We start from the raw sequence: 17255 nt of genomic DNA, 5'->3' as shown, positions 1-17255 counted from the left end.
CGCCGCGCGCCCGCCATACTGGGACCGCACAACGAATGCCTAAGCCTCGAAAAACCCGTGCCGCCAGAATCCCTTAAGGCTCGCCGGGCGCAATGAGACGCCCGAACGTTTACGCCGGTACATGAGGACTTTTGGGATCAGAACCGCTGCACGAGATGTCGTATCTGACAAGCCAGACGCTACAATATGGCGTGACTCACGCGCAAGAGTCCGCCGACTCGCTTCCACATGTTCCGTGGCCAAAATCCCGCAAATTCGGCACCGCAAGACTACGGAATCAGGATTTCGTGGGGCTTTCCGGTCGGCATTGACACCAATGGTGCCAAGCATAAGATAGTGACGCGTGCCGCCCTTAAAAGGCGGCACGTTTCGTTTTCCGGACCAATGATGCGCTGCGCAACGCACGTTCAGGCCGTCCGAAACATCCAAAGAGACCATCATGGCTAACAGCGCAGCGCCGCACTTGCTCCCCGTTTTCGCCAGGACCGACATCGGTTTTGAGCGCGGTGAAGGCGTCTGGTTGATCGCAACCAATGGCGATCGCTATCTCGACTTCACCTCGGGCGTGGCGGTGAATGCGCTCGGCCATGCCCATCCCGCGCTGGTCAAGGCGCTGCAGGAGCAGGCCACAAAGCTCTGGCACATGTCGAACCTGTTTCAGAGCCCGGACGGCGAGAAGCTCGCCGCGCGTCTCTGCAACGAGAGTTTTGCGGACTTCGTGTTCTTCTGCAATTCCGGCGCCGAAGCGCTGGAGGGTCTGATCAAGCTGGTCCGCCATCATCACTTCTCCAATGGACATCCGGAGCGCTACCGCATCATCACCTTCGAGGGCGCCTTCCACGGCCGCACGCTGGCGACGCTGGCTGCGACCGGCTCGGCAAAATATCTCGAAGGTTTCGGTCCGCCGATGGACGGCTTCGACCAGGTCCCGCATGGCGACATCGAGGCGGTGAAGAAAGCGATCGGTCCGCAGACCGCCGGCATCCTGATCGAGCCGATCCAGGGCGAGGGCGGTGTGCGTTCGGCGGCGCCTTCTTTCCTGAGAGCGTTGCGCCAGCTCTGCGACGAGAAGGGCCTGCTGCTCGCCTTCGACGAGGTGCAGACCGGCATGGGCCGCACCGGCGATCTCTTCGCTCATCGCCGCACCGGCGTCACGCCCGACGTGATGTCGCTGGCCAAGGCGCTCGGCGGCGGCTTTCCGATCGGCGCGGTGCTGGCGACCGCGGATGCGGCCTCCGGCATGGGGCCCGGCTCGCACGGCTCGACCTTCGGCGGCAATCCGCTGGCGATCTCGGCCGCGAACGCCGTGCTCGACGTCATGCTCAAGCCCGGCTTCTTCGACCACGTGCAGAAGATGTCGCTGCTGCTCAAGCAAAAGCTCGCCTCGGTGATCGACCGTCACCCCGATGTCGTCAGCGAAGTCCGCGGCGAGGGGCTCCTGATCGGCATCAAGGCCGTGGTGCCCTCCGGCGATCTGGTCGCAGCGCTGCGCAATGAAAAACTGCTCACTGTCGGCGCCGGCGACAATGTCGTGCGCTTCCTGCCGCCCTTGATCGTCGCCGAAGCCGAGATCGAGGACAGCGTCGGACGGCTCGAACGCGCCTGCACTGCGCTGTCCGGCAACAAGCGGGCGGCAAGCTGATGAGCAAGACGCCAAAGCACTTCCTCGACATCAACGAGCTGCCGCTGTCGGAGCTCAAGAGCATGCTCGCCGCCTCCTCCGCCATGAAGGCGAAGCAGAAGGCGCATCAGCCGGTCAAGCCGCTCGAAGGCAAGACGCTGGCGATGATCTTCGAGCGTCCGTCGACCCGCACGCGCGTGTCGTTCGATGTCGCCATGCGCCAGCTCGGCGGCGAGCCCATCATGCTCACCGGCGCCGAGATGCAGCTCGGCCGCGGCGAGACCATTGCCGACACCGCGCGCGTGCTGTCGCGCTATGTCGACGCCATCATGATCCGCATCCTCAATCACGAGGCGCTGCTGGAGCTCGCGGCGAATGCGACCGTGCCCGTGATCAACGGCCTGACGCGGCGCTCGCATCCGTGCCAGGTCATGGCCGATCTCCTGACTTACGAAGAGCATCGCGGCCCGATCGAAGGTCGCACCGTGGCCTGGACCGGCGACGACAATAACGTGCTGGCGTCGTGGGCCCATGCCGCCGAGCGCTTCAAGTTCAACCTCAATGTCGCAACCCCGCCGGAGCTTGCCCCGAAGAAGGTGATGCGCGACTTCATCAAGGCCACGGGCGCGCCGATCGTGCTCGGCACCGATCCCGAGGCCGCCGTGAAGGGCGCCGATTGTGTCGTCACCGACACCTGGGTGTCGATGGGCGACAAGGAAGGCGAGCACCGTCACAATGTGCTCAAGCCCTACCAGGTCAATTCCAAGCTGATGTCGCTCGCCAAGCCCGACGCGCTGTTCATGCACTGCCTGCCCGCCCATCGCGGCGAGGAGGTCACGGATGAGGTGATCGACGGCCCGCAATCGGTCGTGTTCGACGAGGCCGAAAACCGCCTGCATGCGCAGAAGGGCATTTTGGCCTGGTGCTTTGACGCGGTGAAGTAGTCTGATCTGTAGCCCGGATGGGACTACGCAGCCGTCGTCCGACAGCGACGGAACGTGGCGTGCCTCTTTCATTTTGCTTCGACAGACCCCAGATAATGCGCCATGGTTTCCCAATCCCCTGACATGAAAACCGGGCTCGAAGGCCCGGTTCGCGCGCCATCCGCGGTTCCGATCGACGACGCCGTGCTGCCCTACGAGGTCGACGCGCTCGACGTGCGCGGGCGTCTGGTGCGGCTTGGCCCCGCGCTCGACGAGATCCTGACCAAGCACGATTATCCGGCACCTGTCGGCAAGCTGCTCGGCGAGGCCATCGTGCTGACGACGCTGCTCGGCTCGGCGCTGAAATTCGAGGGCCGCTTCATCCTCCAGGCCCAGACCGACGGGCCGGTGTCATTTCTGGTGGTGGACTATCAGGCACCGGATCGCCTGCGCGCCTATGCGCGCTTTGACGCCGAGCGCCTCGGTGACGCCAAGGACTCCGGCGCGCTGCTCGGCCACGGCCATCTCGCCATGACCATCGACCAGGGGCCCGATATGAGCCGCTACCAGGGTCTGGTCGCGCTCGACGGAGGCAGCCTGGAAGACGCCGCTCACGAATATTTCCTGCGCTCCGAGCAGATCCCGACGCGCGTGCGCCTCGCGGTCGGCGAGGAGTGGCGGTCCGGCGACGGCGGCAGGCATCGCTGGCGCGCCGGCGGCATGCTGATGCAGTTTTTGCCGAAGGCGCCGGAGCGCGCGCGGCAGGCGGATCTCCATCCCGGCGATGCGCCTGAGGGTGCCGAGGTGCACGCCGTCGCCGAGGACGATGCCTGGGTCGAGGCGCGCTCGCTGATCGAAACCGTCGAGGATGTCGAGCTGATCGACCCCGATCTCTCAGGCGAGCGGCTGTTGTACCGCCTCTTCCACGAACGCGGCGTGCGTGTGTTCAATCCGCTTGTCTTGAAAGCGCAATGCTCCTGCTCGCGCGACGCGGTCGCCGCGATGTTGAAGAGCTTCTCGCCGGATGACCGCTCGGCGATGGTCAAGGACGACAAGGTCGTCGTGACCTGCGAGTTCTGCAGCTCGGTCTACCAGTTCACGCCGGATGAGGCGGGCGTGGAGGACGCGTAAGCGGCTACCCTTCGTCATTGCGAGCTATCGTAGGGTGGGCAAAGCGAAGCGTGCCCACCATCTTGCGTGTCGTGACCGGAATGGTGGGCACGGCGCTTCGCGCCTTTGCCCACCCTACAGCACCGTCACACCCGCCTCCTAATTCAACACCCGCTTGTTGTCCGGACTGTCGAGCGAAAACGTCGGCACGTCGATCTCGAAGCGTTCGCCGCTTTCGCTGACCATCTGGTAGCGTCCGGTCATAAAGCCGGAGGCGGTCGAGAGCGGCACGCCGGATGTGTATTCGAAGCGCTCGCCGGGGGCGAGCGTCGGCTGCTCGCCGACCACGCCTTCGCCCTTGGTCTCCTGCTGCCGGCCGGTGGCGTCGGTGACGATCCAATGCCGCGTCTTGAGCTGCACGGTCTCGTCGCCGGAATTGGTGATGATGATGGTGTAGGACCAGAAATAGCGCGAGCGCTCGGCCGACGACTGCTCCGGAACAAAGTTCGGCTCGACGGTCACTTCGATCTGGCGGGTCACGGCGCGGTACATGATTGCCATCATAACGAAATCCGCGCCGGGAACCAAACGCCGCAGGCGGCTTTCGCGACATCGTCCCGCCAGAATTGACAGGGAAGTACACCCCCAGGGAATACACCCCGATGTGATCCGGCCGCTTTGCGAGGCGGCGCCTGGACCGGTACACTCCTCGAACGTCGCGATTTGCGGAAGGGTTTTTGGGCCCCGATGACCATTGCCGATCAAGTGACGGGATCGACGATTGCGGGTACTGCGGGTGCCAAACCCGTGGCAGCGAAACCGCGTGCACCCGCGATCACGCTGCCCGCCATCGGCGAGCGCGAGCTCAGGCTCGACCTGTTCCGGGGCCTCGCGCTGTGGCTGATCTTCATCGACCATCTGCCGCCGAACTTGCTGACCTGGTTCACGATCCGCAATTACGGCTTCAGCGACGCCACCGAGATATTCATCTTCATCTCCGGCTACACCGCCGCCTTCGTCTATGGCCGCGCCATGCTGGAGAGCAGCTTCGTCATCGCTACCGCGCGCATCCTGCGCCGGGTCTGGCAGATCTATGTCGCCCACGTCTTCCTGTTCACGATCTTCCTCGCCGAGATCTCCTACGTCGCGACCAGTTTCGAGAACCCGCTCTACACCGAAGAGATGGGGATCATGGATTTCCTCAAGCAGCCGGACGTCACCATCGTGCAGGCGCTGCTGTTGCGCTTCCGACCCGTCAACATGGACGTGCTGCCGCTGTATATCGTCTTGATGCTGGCGCTGCCGCTGATCCTGTGGTCGATGAAATGGCGGCCCGACGTGACGCTCGCGCTCTCGGCCCTGCTCTATGCGGCCACCTGGGAATTCGACCTCTACTTCTCCGCCTATCCGAACGGCTTCTGGGCGTTCAATCCGCTCGCCTGGCAGTTGCTGTTCGTGTTCGGGGCATGGTGCGCGCTCGGAGGTGCGCGACGCATGTCGCGCATTCTGGCGTCGCCCGTGACGATGTGGATCTCGATCGCCTATATCGTGGCGGCGTTTTACGTGACGCTGACCTGGTACGTGCCGCAGCTCTCGCATTTCATGCCGAAGCGGCTCGAGCAGTGGATGTATCCGATCGACAAGACCGACCTCGACGTACTGCGCTTCACGCATTTCCTGGCGCTGGCTGCGCTCACTGTGCGCTTCCTGCCGCGGGAATGGCCGGGCCTGAAATCGCCGTGGTTACGGCCGCTGATCCTGTGCGGCCAGCATTCGCTGGAGATATTCTGCCTCGGCGTCTTCCTGGCCTTTGCCGGCCATTTTATCCTGGCCGAGGTCTCCGGTGGACCGGGCATGCATGCGCTCATTAGTCTCTCCGGAATCCTGATCATGTGGGGCGTTGCCTGGGTGATTTCGTGGTACAAGCGCGTGGCTGACAAGAGCGGTGCGAAAACCAAAAACGCCGTCGGCAACGCCGATCTGGCGGGAGGGGGCTGATGAAGGCGAAGGTTCTCCTGAGCCTGATCCTGTTTTGCGGGTGCCTCGCCGCGCCTCCGGCGCGCGCGGACGATGCCGTGCCTGCCGCGCCCGCAGCCTGCGAATTGCCGCCCTATCTGCTTGCCACCGACAGCCAGCTCCACAAGGTCGCCGAGACCGTCAAGGCCGGCAAGCCGCTCGAGATCCTGGTGATCGGCAGCCGCTCCACCACCATTCCCTCCTCGGAGGACAGCTCCTATCCGGCGCGGATGCAGGCCATTCTGAAGGAGAAGCTGCCGCCTGCGGAGACCGTGCACGTATCCGTAGAAATACAGAGCAAGAAGACTGCGGAGGAAGCCGCCGCAACCTTCGTTAAGCTGATGGAAGCAAAAACACCTACTTTGGTTATCTGGCAGACCGGGACCGTGGATGCTATCCGCTCCATCGATCCCGACGATTTCCGCGGCGCCGTGACAGAAGGGGTTGCTGCGTTGCAAAATGCTGGGGCTGACGTCGTCTTGATGAACTTGCAGTACAGCCCGCGTACCGAAACCATGATCTCGGCGCCGCCTTATCTCGACAATATGCGGGTGGTGGCGCAGGAGCATGATGTCCCGCTGTTCGACCGTTTCGCGATGATGCGGCAGTGGAATGATCAGGGTCAGTTCGACCTGTTCAGCCCCTCCCGGGGCCCTGAGCTGGCGAAACAGGTCCATGATTGCATCGGCCGGGCGTTGGCACAGTTCGTGATCGACGCTGCCCATCTGGGGCCGGCCCAGCAGCAAAATTGAGGTCTAGCGTTAATGAGTTCTCTCCGCCCTTTTGGCCGGTCGACATGGCTGGCCGCGCCCGCAGCGGCGGCGCTGCTGATGCTGACGCCTGTGGAGCAGGCACCTGCTCACGCTCAGGCTGCCCAGGCGACGCCCGCGCCGCAGCAGACTGCTAATCCCGCACCGGCATCACCGTCCCAGACCACGGTCGCCGCGACCGGTCAGCAGGCGACCGATCAGCGCGGCCTCACCTCGCGCGCCATCGACAAGGTGAAGCAGGTCGCGAAATCCGCCGGCGACATTTTCAGCCGCGTGCCGTGTCTCGCGCCGAGGGGCGGCTCCAAGACGATGGGCTCGCTGCCGCATGTCGCGAACAAGCTCGTGGCCGGACAGCCCGTCGTCATCGTTGCGTTCGGCTCGTCGTCGACGGCGGGTTACGGCGCGAGCTCGCCGGACTTCAACTATCCGAACCGTCTCGCCGCGCAGCTGCGCCGGCAATATCCCACCGCTGACATCACCGTTATCAATGCCGGTGTCGGCGGCGAGGATGCGCCCGAGATGATGAAGCGGCTCCAGAAGCAGGTGATCGACGTCCATCCGGATCTCGTGATCTGGCAGGTCGGCACCAACGCCGTGCTGCGCAACCTCGATCCCGGCGATACCGCCAAGATCGTCGAGGACGGCATCACCCGTATCCAGGCCGCCGGCGATGCCGACGTCGTGCTGGTCGACCCGCAATATTCACCGCGCGTCACCGAGCGTCCGGAAAGCGCAAGCAAGATGGTGAAGCTGCTCGGCAAGATCGCCGAGCTTCGTCACGTCGGCATCTTCCCGCGCTTCCAGGTGATGCGCGACTGGCACGAGAAGCAGGCGCTCCCGGTCGAGAGCTTTGTCATTGCCGACGGCCTGCACATGAACGATTGGGGCTATGCCTGCTTCGCCCAGCTGCTCGGCGACGACATCATCCGCTCCGTCGGCCAGATCAAGCTGGGCGTGAACGTGCCCGCGGACGTGCGGACGTATCGGCCGATGTGATCTCGTAGGGTGGGCAAAGGCGCGCTCTTCGCGCGCCGTGCCCACCATCTATCGGCAGTATGATCGTGAACGGAGGGCACGCATTCGCTTTGCCCATCCTGCGAAACCGAGCTCCTGGCTCGCTCACGCCTTCTCCAGCGCCGCCGTCAGATCCTCGATCAGATCATCCGCATGCTCGAGCCCGGCCGAGAAGCGGATGAAGCCTTCGCTGATGCCGAGCGCGGCGCGATCTTCGAGCTTCAGCCGCTGATGCGTCGTGGTCGCCGGATGCGTGACGAGGCTCTTGGCGTCGCCGAGATTGTTGGAAATCTTCGCGAGCTTGAGCTCGTTGAGCACGCGGAACGCACCCTGCTTGCCGCCCTTGACCTCGAAGCCGACCAGGGTCGAGCCGCCGCGCATCTGCTTCTTCACCAGCGCTGCCTGCGGATGATCGGCGCGGCCGGGATAGACCAGCCGCGAAATTTTCGGATGGCTCGCCAGCACGTCGGCGATGCGCGCCGCGGTCTCCGTCTGCGCGCGCACGCGCACGCCGAGCGTCTCCAGGCCCTTGAGCAGGACCCAGGCATTGAACGGCGAGATCGACGGTCCGGTCTGGCGCATGAAATTGTGAATGTGTTCGGCGATGAAGGCTTCCGAGGACAGGATGATGCCGCCGAGACAACGGCCCTGGCCGTCGATGTGCTTGGTCGCGGAATAGACCACGACGTCGGCGCCGAGCGCGAGCGGGCTCTGCCAGATCGGGGTGGCGAACACGTTGTCGACGACGAGCCGCGCGCCGCCGCTGTGCGCGATCTCGGCAATCCCGGGAATATCGAGCACGTCGAGCGTCGGATTGGTCGGGCTCTCCAGGAAAAACGTCTTGGTGTTCGGCTTCAGCGCACGCTGCCACTGGTCGAGATCGAAACCGTCGACCAGCGTGGTCTCGATACCGTAGCGCGGCAGCAGATCCTGAATGACGTAGAGACACGAGCCGAACAGCGCACGCGATGCGACGACGTGATCGCCGGCCTTCAACGGCGCCAGGATGGCGGTCGTCACCGCGGCCATGCCTGTTGCGGCCGAGCGGGCGGCCTCCGCTCCTTCGAGCTCGATCATGCGCCGCTCGAACATCGCAATCGTCGGGTTCGAATAGCGCGAATAGATGAAGCCGGGGTCCTCGCCCTTGAACCGCGCCTCGCACTCCTCGGCGGTGTTGTAGACGTAGCCCTGGGTCAGGAACAGCGATTCCGACGTCTCGCCATATTGCGAGCGCAGGGTGCCGGAATGAACCAGGCGGGTTTCGGGACGATATTGGGTGGCGGACGCCGGGGACTTCAACATAGAACCTCCTCTGCGTGACCATCGAAAATGGTCACAAAAAAACCGGCCTGGATATCTCCACGGGCCGGGATCACAGAGGTCCCCGGCCTGTTTAGCGACTTATTTAACGTGGCTGCAAGCCGGCCGGCTCAAATCACCACGGGATAAGTCATGCTCATATTCCGCAATGCCCTTTCCGTCAAGACAGCCATCGGCTAGCCGTAAAAAACTGTATCTTCGGCATGTCCGGATGCATTCGACCCCTGATGAGGACCCCCGGTTGACGTTCACGGTTGCCGCCGACGCCAATGGTATCCTGCCCGACCGCATGATCGCGGCGATGGCGGAGGCGGGGCTTATCCTGCCCGCCTACGATTTCGTCGAAAGCCAGATCCAGCCGGCGAGCCTCGATTTGCGTCTCGCCGACGTCGCCTACCGCGTGCGCGCGAGCTTCCTGCCCGGCCCCGGCGCCACCGTTGCCGAGCGCATCGACGAGTTGAAGCTGCACGAGTTCAGCCTTGCCGACGGCGCGGTGCTCGAGACCAACTGCGTCTACATCGTGCCGCTGCTCGAAAGCCTCGCGCTGCCGCCGGAGATCGTCGCGGCTGCGAACCCCAAGAGCTCGACCGGCCGGCTCGACGTCTTCACCCGCGTGATCGCCGACGGTACCCGCCGTTTCGACATGATCGGCGCCGGCTATCACGGCCCGCTCTATGCCGAGATCAGCCCGAAGACGTTTCCGGTGCTGGTCAGCGAGGGCTCGCGGCTGTCGCAGGTGCGCTTTCGAACCGGTGACGCCATCCTCGATGCCGACGAGCTCGATGCGTTGCATGCGTCCGAGCGCCTCGTCGATGTCGACGATGCGGATCTTGCCGGCGGCGTCGCCGTCTCGGTCGATCTCTCCGGCGCAAACGGCACGGGCTTCGTCGGCTACCGCGCCAAGCGCCACACTGGCGTGGTCGATGTCGATCGTCGCTCCGGCTACGCGGTGGAAGATTTCTGGGAGCCGATCTCGGCCCGTCCCGACGGCAGCCTGATCCTCGATCCCGGCGAGTTCTATATTCTCGCCTCCAAGGAAGCCGTGCAGGTGCCGCCCGATTACGCCGCGGAGATGGTGCCGTTCGATCCTTTGGTCGGCGAATTCCGCGTGCACTATGCCGGATTCTTCGATCCCGGATTCGGCTATGCCGGCGCCGGTGGCCAGGGCGCGCGCGCCGTACTGGAAGTGCGCTCGCGCGAAGTGCCGTTCATCCTCGAGCACGGCCAGATCGTCGGCCGCCTCGTCTACGAGAAGATGCTGGCCCGCCCCGACGCCATGTACGGCCAGCGCATCGGCTCCAATTACCAGGCGCAGGGCCTCAAGCTGAGCAAGCACTTTCGGGTGTAGCTGTATCCGCGTCCTTCGCTGTCATTCCTCGCGAAGGCGGGGAATCCAGTACGCTGCGGCCTCTCGATTCAATCACAGCCCTCTCTGGAATACTGGATCGCCCGGTCTTCGCCGGGCGATGACAGCGAGTGCGTGCCTGGTTGCGTCACCCCATCCGCGATGACACACTCCCGCAAAACAACAAGCCGGGAGTGAGCATGACCGCAGCAGACGCCGGGCAGGATGCCCAATGGAAACGCTGGCGCGCGGTCGCCGACCTCTACCACGCCTATTTCACCGGCCTCATCCTCACCGTGGTCACGCGGCGCGGCGTGGCGGACGCTGCCGAATTCGTCTTTCGCGTGTTCCGCCGTCAGCAGCAGGAGCGCTTCCTGCCGGGCTTGCAAAAGCTTGGGCTCAGCCATCTGCCGCCGGCGGTCGCGGCCGCGCAATATCACTATCTCTCCAACTGGATCGGCGGCGTCCACGTCGAATACATGTACGAGAGCGATACCAAAGCCTGGATCCGGTATCCGCCGCCGCGCTGGATCTGGAAGGGCACCGCGATCTGCGGCGTGCCCGGCGAGGTCTCGCGCGCGATGCTGCGCGGCTGGCACGCCAACAACGGCGCTGCGCTCGGTGATCTCCGCCTGGGCTTCGTCTGCACCAAGCAGAGCGTTGACGGCCAGGGCGGGCTCGAAGGCTACTACCATCAATACGACCATCCGCTCGAGCTCGACCAGCGCCTGGTGTTCGCGCGACACCTCGAAGCGCCGCTGTTCGACGCGAAGGCCGCACCGGCTCTGCCAGTGTCGAGCTGGCCGAAGCCGCGGCTTGAAAAGGCGTATCGCAACTATGCCATGGAGTATGTGCGCACGGCCGCGCCCGTGATGGTGCAACTGTTCGGGCCGGAAGATGCCGGTCATCTCCTGCATCTCACCGGCAAGCTGATCGGCATGCAGTATTTCGACGAGGTCGCAGCCGCGCTGTCAGCGACACGCGGTGGCGCGAGCGAGTTCGCATCGTTCCTCAACGCGCTGCTCGCCGCGCAGGACGACGCAGCGGAGATCACGACGTCCGAAGGCGGCTTCGAGATCAGCCAGCAGAGCTGGAAGCTGATGGATGACGTTCCCGATCATCATCGCGCCTGCGCCAGGGTGTTGGAAGGGCTGTTCGAAGGGCTCGCCGCGGGATGCGGCCGGCACATCGCGGTGCATTTGCGTCCGACAGCGGGCGGCCGGCCGCCGCTGGTCTGGACCGTCGGGTAATTCCACCAGTTGAAATGCGCTGCCGCAGGGCACGCCTGCAGCTGACGCAGGGGGAATCGCCCGCCGCCGTGCTAACAACGCCAGACGCGCCTTTCGCGCGAGTAAATTCATTGGCACACCTATGCATTGCCACGCCGCAAACGGCGCTTTGCCCCGGGAGAGGAAATGACGGACATCGCCGAGATCCCGGTTGATGAGCAGGAGCGTGCGCTGCCGCCTCTGCGCCCCGTGAGGAGCGCGCTGACCGACGGTCCGATCCTGCGCACGCTGCTCAGTCTCGCCTGGCCTAACGTCGTCGCGCTGTCCGCCGGCACCTGCGTGGTGATCGCGGAGACCTCTTATATCGGGCGTCTCGGTGTGGAAGCGCTGGCCGCGATGGCGCTGGTGTTTCCGACAGTGATCCTGACCATGACCATGTCGGGCGGTGCCATGGGCGGTGCCGTGGCTTCGGCCATCGCACGTGCGCTCGGCGCCGGCGACCGCGAGCGCGCCGGGACGCTGGCCGCGCATGCGCTCCTGATCGGCATCACCTTTGGCCTCGTCTTCATGCTGGGCATGCTGATCTTCGGGCCTCAGGTGCTCACGATGCTCGGCGGACGTGGTGACGTGCTGACCCATGCGATCGCCTACACGCAGGTGTTTTTCGGCGGCGCGGTGCTGCCCTGGCTGCTCAACACCATGGCGGGCGTGCTGCGCGGCACCGGCAACATGAAGCTGCCGTCGCTTCTCATTCTCAACTCCGCGGTCTGGCAGATCGTGCTCGGTGGCACGCTGGGCCTCGGGCTCGGACCCATGCCGCAACTCGGCATGCGCGGCGTCGCCGCCGGCGCGCTGATCGCCTACTCCATGAACATCTGCGTGATGGGCTGGTATCTGTTTTCCGGTCGCGCGCGCGTGGTTCCAAAACTGCGCGGGCTGCGCATCCAATGGACGATGTTCTTCGACATCCTGAAGGTCGGCGCGATCGCGTGCTTCTCGCCGCTGCAGTCGGTGCTGACGATCTCGATCTTCACCCACATGCTGGCGAAGTTCGGCACTGCGGTCCTCGCCGGCTATGGCATCGGCGCGCGGCTCGAATTCCTGCTGACCTCGATCGCATTCTCGTTCGGCATCGCGTCGGTGCCGATGATCGGCATGGCGGTTGGTGCCGGCCGTATCGCCCGTGCCCGGCGCATCGCCTGGATCGCGGGCGCGAGTGCTTTCGCAGCTGTCGGCACGCCGGCCTGTCTCGTTGCGCTGTTCCCCGACCTCTGGGTCAACATATTTACGGACAGCGCCACCGTGCGCGCGACCAGCCATCAATATCTGTCGACGGTGGCGCCGTTCTACGCCTTCATCGGCCTCGCCTCGACGATGTACTTCTCGTCGCAAGGCGCGGCCAAGGTGATCGGCCCCGTGCTGGCGCAGACCGCGCGGCTGATCTATATCGCGACCTGCGGCTGGTGGCTGTCGACGCATGATGCCACCGCGCAAAGTTTCTTCTGGCTCGCCGCGAGCTCGATGGTCGTGCTCGGCCTGCTCTCATGCTCCAGCGTGGTGCTGACCCGCTGGGGGCCGCGCGAAGCCAAGCCGGCCGTGCGCCCGGCGCTGTCAGTTGTGGACTAGCGATGTTTGTGACGGCGATGGCTGTAACCGCCGACGTTGGCGAGCCACATCAATTGCAGGATCATCGCCATCATGTCGCCGAACGGCGACGCTCTGTGGGAAAGATCACTTAGAAGGAGCTCCAAACGCCTTGTGCATGGCGATCACGGCTGCCTTCGTCTGCTCCTGCACATAAGCCGCAAGCTCGTTCGGCAGCATGTCGATGATCCAGACGAGACGGCATTTCGCCTCGCCGTCGGCGATCACCTGCACCGAAGCGCTGTAATGCGTCAGCCGTTCGCTGTTGATCGCGTAGACCAGCCGCTGCCGCGCATCGTCGCAACCGACCAGCACCTCGCGCGCGACCGAGCCATTGGCGAAGGTGACGATGCGTGCGTCGCCGTCGAGCGTGCAGGCTGTGACAAAGCCCGGCACCAGCCGCTGATGCAGCGCGCCGAAATCGCGCACCGCGTCCCAGACGTCGCGGGCAGGGACGGAGAGGGGAACGTCGTTGTGGATGGAGGCCATGGGGAAGCTGTCCTTGATTTCGAAGATGGTTGCCACGAACATCGTCATTGCGAGCCACCGGGTCCGTGCGAAGCGCGGCCCGATGACAGGCTCCGCGAAGCAATCCAGAGATGTTTCCGCAGAGACAGTCTGGATTGCTCACATGGGGATTAGGTGTGTCAAGGCGGTTGTTCAGCTCTTTGTTCGATTGCAGGCCAGCTCTTCGTCCCGACCGCGGGATGTTTCGGATGGCGCGCGGAGATCGCGTCAAGGTCGGCTCGTTAGAGCCGCCGCGCAGCGGCTTGAACTTGACGTGATCGAGCACGCCATCAGGCTTGTGTGGTCGGGAGGCCGCGGGCGAACTCCTCCTTATGGTTCAGCGATCTCAGGGTCGAGCCGGTTTTGACAATCTGGTTTTGCGTGCCAGATCAAACTCATCCGGTCGTCGCGCGGTAGCGACTGCACCAACATTCCGCTTGCGGCGGGCAGGCTCGAGAGGACGGGACCATTCTTCGTTGCGGCGTTTGAAGCCATGCAATCCATCGGTTCGTCCACCCCGGATCGGCTGAGGCTGATCGTTCCTCGGCTGATTGGTTTTAAGGCTGCGGGAAGCGTTGCATCAGGCGACGGTCTTCATCACGGCTCCCTCGATCACGACGCCGGCGGTCACGTACTTCCACAAGGCCACGAGCAGCTTGCGGGCCAGCGCCACGATCGTGCGCTTGCGGCCGCGCTGGCTGTTGGCCTTGAACCACTGGGTCAGCGCCGATTGAGGCTGGTGGCGTATCCACAACCAGGCGAGCTGGATCATCGTGGTCCTCAGCCGCGGATTGCCGGCCTTCGACACCCCTTGTTCGCGCTCGATGCCGCCGCTCCGCCATGGCGTGGCCGCAAGACCGGCATAGGACGCAACCTGACGGCGGTTGGCGAATTGCCGCCAGAACGCCTCCGTCCAGAGAACGGCCGCGAAGTTCGGGCCCATGCTCTTCAGGGCGAGCAGCATCGTGACGGGATCCGCCTTCTCCCCGGCTGGCTTGCTCACGACCAGCAACGCCTCCTGCTCGCGCTCCACCGCCGCGATCTGGTCGAGCAGCAGTTCGAGACGATCGAGCTCGCGGCTGATCTGGGCCTTCAGATGCGCCGGCAGCATGCGCCCATCTCCGGTCCGCAAGGCTTCGAGCCGTGCCCGTCGATCGCGCCGCAGCGGCACGTCGCCGAATATCCCTTGCGCGAACAGAACGCCCTTGATCCGGTTCACATGCTCGATCCGCTCGGCGATCAATGTCCGCCGCTCGCGGCAAAGCCTGCGGCGGTCCTCCGCTTCCGGAGAGGGCGCCACCACCATCGCGCAGACCCGCGGCTCGCCGCGCTTATAGGCCAGAAGCGCCCGCAACAGCGTCTCGCCATCGAGCCGATCCGTCTTGGCCCGCCTGCGCCGGCGCGGCGTCGCAATCGAGGCCGGATCGACCACGTGGCTCTCGATGCCTTCCTGCTGCAAGGCGCGGTGCAGCCAGAACCCGTCCAGCCCCGCCTCCTGGATCGTGATGATCGGATAGCTCTCACCCGTTCGCGCCTGTGCCTTGCGCTTCAGCTCCGCAAACAGCTTCAAGAGTTCCGCAAGATCGCCGGCCTCCACGCTGCGCTTCGACATCTTCTCGCCCTTGCCGGGCGACAGCGAGGTCACCAGCCATGTCGAGCGGCTCAGTTCCAATGACACGAAAATTGCGCCAAACTGCGTGCGGATAGCGGCCAGTCCGTCGGAAGGATGATCGAGCAACATCATTGTCTCCAGGTTGAGTGTTTCAGCAACCTCAGTCTGGCCTCAGACTTGGCTGCTATCCACTCCCCATGGAATCTTCGTCGCAAGAGCTCCTCGCAATGACGGAATCCGCGGCCAAAGCTCACACGCAAACCGCCTCGACATTGTTACCATCGGGATCGATCAAAAACGCCGCGTAATAGGTCGGGCTGTAATCCTTGCGCGAGCCCGCGCCGCCATTGTCATGGCCGCCGCTCTTCAGGCCCTCGCTGTGAAACGCCTTTACCGCGTCGTGGTCCTTGGCGCGAAACGCGATATGCGCGCCGTCGGCCTTGCGTCCCTTGTTGAGATGCAGCCAGAGCGCCGGCGCGTCCTTCGGCCCGAAGCCGGCATAGCCGTCGCCGCTCGAACACAGGACGTAGCCGAGCGGCGCCAGCGCCGCGGTGTAGAAACGCGTGGCGGCATCGAGGTCGGCAACGCGCAGTCCGATGTGGTCGTACATGGTCATCTCCATTGCAAAGCGCGCCGCGTGGTGGCGCGCGCCGGAGACGAACCTAGTCAGTTGAGGGCAAGCCGCTCTTGGAGAATCTTGCGCTTCCCCTTTGACGCCTGTCGGAACTTGGTCGGCGACACACCCGCGGCGCGATGGAAGGTGCGGACGAAATTGGAGAGGTCGCCGAAGCCGACGTCGTAGGCGATATCGGTGACGGCGATGCCGTCGTCAGCGAGCAGGCGCGCCGCGTGACGCAGCCGCGAGCGCACCAGATATTGGTGCGGGGTGACGCCGAGCACGTTGGAAAACAGCCGCAGGAAATGGAACGGGCTCAAATCGGCCAGGTGCGCGGTCCGTTCGAGGTCGATCTCGGCATGCGAGTTGTCGTCGATCCACAACGCCGCCTCGACCGCGCGGCGGCGGTCGCGCGCGGTCGGCGTAGCCGGCTTGCGCGGTTTGCCCGAGACCACATCGACAAAGCGGCTCGCAAGAATCTGGCCGACCTCGTCGAGGCCCAAATCGCTGTTGCCATCTGCCGCCGTCTGGGCGAGCTCGCCCAGCACCATCAGTTCGGGCAGCGGCGGTGTCGCGCCGACCTGCCACGTCTCGCGTTGCCCGCCGAGCGCTTCGACCATGTCCTCGCTGAAGAAGAACGACAGGCAGACGTCGCCGCAGACATGCTCATGCGTGCAGGTGTATTCGTCGTCGGGCGCGCCGACCAGCAGCGAGCCCGCCACCAGCTCGAAGAAGCCGGCGCGGCAATGGCAGCCAAAGCTCCCGGAGCGGACATAGGCGATGGAGTGACCGGTGCGGCACTCGGCAAACGGCTTGTCGTCCGGTCCCGCGTCGCAGCGAAACTCGGAGACCGTCATCGCTTGTGACGTCAGCAGCGTGGTCGCATCCATCTCACCTATCTAGGTGGGTGAACGCGGCGAGGCAACGGGCAGCAGCACCTCGAACAGCGTCTTGCTGGCGATCGGACGAGCGCCCTCGAGCGCCAGCAACCGCCGCTTGGAAATCACCCCGCCATAAGGCGAGATCCGGTCGGCATAGCCGCCGGCCTCGATCGCCCGGTGGCAAGGCACGATGATCATGTAGGGATTTCGGGAGATCGCCTGCGCCACCGTATGCGCGGCGCCGGAAGCGCCCAGCGCCTTGGCGATCTCCTGATAGGTGCGCGTCTCCCCGCGCGGGATGGTGCAGGCATATTCGTAGACCCGCCGGTCGAAAGCAGGCACGCCGCCGGCATCCAGGCTGACGTCGGCAAAGTCGGGATCGCTGCCCTGCAGCAAGGTCAGGATGCCCTCGATCGCAAGCTCGGTGTTGAGCGGGACCGCCTGCTCGCGCGCCTCGGGATGGACCTGAAAAATCCGGCGGCGGGTGTCGATCTCCCGCACCTCCGGCAATTGCACGGCCACCACACCGGAATTGCTCCAGACGATCCCGCAACGGCCTATGGCCGTGTCGAACATCGCGTAAGCACGCCCCACCATGCGCACGCCCCACACGCTGTACGTTGCTCAACCCGGCAGCCATCATAACA

16 protein-coding genes and 1 riboswitch are annotated in these 17255 nt (G+C 64.6%); of the genes, 9 read left to right on the top strand and 7 right to left on the bottom strand.

The window, feature by feature from the left end; genetic code table 11:
- Positions 1-439 precede the first annotated feature (439 nt).
- From ACTGJ9_RS03595 to ACTGJ9_RS03585, 3 genes are all read left to right on the top strand, one after another.
- Positions 440-1642 carry an acetylornithine transaminase gene (locus tag ACTGJ9_RS03595; RefSeq protein ID WP_456675956.1) on the top strand — a complete coding sequence of 401 codons (1203 nt, stop codon included), beginning with the start codon at positions 440-442 and terminating at the stop codon, positions 1640-1642.
- Positions 1642-2565, top strand: coding sequence for an ornithine carbamoyltransferase (argF, locus tag ACTGJ9_RS03590; protein WP_456675955.1), 924 nt, complete (start codon positions 1642-1644; stop codon positions 2563-2565). Before ACTGJ9_RS03595 ends, argF begins: the two co-directional genes overlap by 1 nt.
- A gap of 102 nt (positions 2566-2667) precedes the next feature.
- Positions 2668-3675, top strand: a complete 1008-nt coding sequence (locus tag ACTGJ9_RS03585) for an Hsp33 family molecular chaperone (protein ID WP_456675954.1) — start codon at positions 2668-2670, stop codon at positions 3673-3675.
- 138 nt (positions 3676-3813) lie between these two features.
- Here ACTGJ9_RS03585 and apaG read toward each other — a convergent pair whose 3' ends face one another.
- On the bottom strand, positions 3814-4206 hold the full coding sequence (gene apaG / locus ACTGJ9_RS03580; RefSeq protein WP_456678433.1) for a Co2+/Mg2+ efflux protein ApaG: 393 nt from the start codon (positions 4204-4206) through the stop codon (positions 3814-3816).
- Between the two features lie 195 nt (positions 4207-4401).
- Here apaG and ACTGJ9_RS03575 point away from each other — a divergent pair, with 195 nt between their 5' ends.
- Genes ACTGJ9_RS03575 through ACTGJ9_RS03565 form a run of 3 tightly spaced genes read left to right on the top strand, consistent with a single transcriptional unit; the run spans position 4402 to position 7436 of the window.
- A complete protein-coding gene (locus ACTGJ9_RS03575; protein ID WP_456675953.1) occupies positions 4402-5652 on the top strand; it encodes an OpgC domain-containing protein in 1251 nt (416 codons plus the stop codon).
- Complete coding sequence (locus ACTGJ9_RS03570) at positions 5652-6422, top strand: SGNH/GDSL hydrolase family protein (RefSeq protein ID WP_456675952.1); 771 nt, start codon at positions 5652-5654, stop codon at positions 6420-6422. The genes ACTGJ9_RS03575 and ACTGJ9_RS03570 overlap by 1 nt, the downstream gene beginning before the upstream one ends.
- A 12-nt stretch (positions 6423-6434) precedes the next feature.
- The gene (locus ACTGJ9_RS03565) at positions 6435-7436 is read left to right on the top strand and encodes an SGNH/GDSL hydrolase family protein (protein WP_456675951.1); all 1002 of its coding nucleotides are present in this window, start codon (positions 6435-6437) and stop codon (positions 7434-7436) included.
- 123 nt (positions 7437-7559) lie between these two features.
- Here ACTGJ9_RS03565 and ACTGJ9_RS03560 read toward each other — a convergent pair whose 3' ends face one another.
- Positions 7560-8756: an O-succinylhomoserine sulfhydrylase gene (locus tag ACTGJ9_RS03560; protein ID WP_456675950.1), complete on the bottom strand. Its 1197-nt coding sequence runs from the start codon at positions 8754-8756 to the stop codon at positions 7560-7562.
- A 70-nt stretch (positions 8757-8826) separates the two neighbouring features.
- A riboswitch (SAM riboswitch) is annotated at positions 8827-8906 on the bottom strand.
- 79 nt (positions 8907-8985) lie between these two features.
- Between ACTGJ9_RS03560 and ACTGJ9_RS03555 the strand changes: the two genes are divergently transcribed.
- The 3 genes from ACTGJ9_RS03555 (at position 8986) to ACTGJ9_RS03545 (ending at position 12974) form a co-directional block, all read left to right on the top strand.
- Complete coding sequence (locus ACTGJ9_RS03555) at positions 8986-10122, top strand: 2'-deoxycytidine 5'-triphosphate deaminase (RefSeq protein WP_456675949.1); 1137 nt, start codon at positions 8986-8988, stop codon at positions 10120-10122.
- A gap of 197 nt (positions 10123-10319) precedes the next feature.
- Positions 10320-11369: a hypothetical protein gene (locus ACTGJ9_RS03550; protein ID WP_456675948.1), complete on the top strand. Its 1050-nt coding sequence runs from the start codon at positions 10320-10322 to the stop codon at positions 11367-11369.
- Between the two features lie 165 nt (positions 11370-11534).
- Positions 11535-12974 carry an MATE family efflux transporter gene (locus ACTGJ9_RS03545; RefSeq protein ID WP_456675947.1) on the top strand — a complete coding sequence of 480 codons (1440 nt, stop codon included), beginning with the start codon at positions 11535-11537 and terminating at the stop codon, positions 12972-12974.
- Positions 12975-13079: 105 nt separating this feature from the next.
- On the opposite strand, the gene ACTGJ9_RS03540 is transcribed toward ACTGJ9_RS03545, so the two are convergent.
- The 5 genes from ACTGJ9_RS03540 to ACTGJ9_RS03520 all read right to left on the bottom strand — a co-directional run bounded on the left by ACTGJ9_RS03540 (position 13080) and on the right by ACTGJ9_RS03520 (position 17205).
- On the bottom strand, positions 13080-13481 hold the full coding sequence (locus tag ACTGJ9_RS03540) for an SRPBCC family protein (protein ID WP_456678432.1): 402 nt from the start codon (positions 13479-13481) through the stop codon (positions 13080-13082).
- Between the two features lie 598 nt (positions 13482-14079).
- A complete protein-coding gene (locus ACTGJ9_RS03535) occupies positions 14080-15243 on the bottom strand; it encodes an IS110 family RNA-guided transposase (protein ID WP_456675946.1) in 1164 nt (387 codons plus the stop codon).
- Between the two features lie 118 nt (positions 15244-15361).
- Positions 15362-15721 carry a VOC family protein gene (locus ACTGJ9_RS03530; RefSeq protein WP_456675945.1) on the bottom strand — a complete coding sequence of 120 codons (360 nt, stop codon included), beginning with the start codon at positions 15719-15721 and terminating at the stop codon, positions 15362-15364.
- A gap of 56 nt (positions 15722-15777) precedes the next feature.
- The gene (locus ACTGJ9_RS03525) at positions 15778-16617 is read right to left on the bottom strand and encodes a helix-turn-helix transcriptional regulator (protein WP_456675944.1); all 840 of its coding nucleotides are present in this window, start codon (positions 16615-16617) and stop codon (positions 15778-15780) included.
- Positions 16618-16626: 9 nt separating this feature from the next.
- A complete protein-coding gene (locus tag ACTGJ9_RS03520) occupies positions 16627-17205 on the bottom strand; it encodes a methylated-DNA--[protein]-cysteine S-methyltransferase (RefSeq protein WP_456675943.1) in 579 nt (192 codons plus the stop codon).
- Positions 17206-17255 lie beyond the last annotated feature (50 nt).

The sequence above is a fragment of the Bradyrhizobium sp. RDM12 genome, assembly GCF_051917485.1.
Classification (GTDB): Bacteria; Pseudomonadota; Alphaproteobacteria; order Rhizobiales; family Xanthobacteraceae; genus Bradyrhizobium.
Note: the sequence above shows the minus strand (reverse complement) of the source record. Positions and strands in the feature narration are given on the sequence as shown.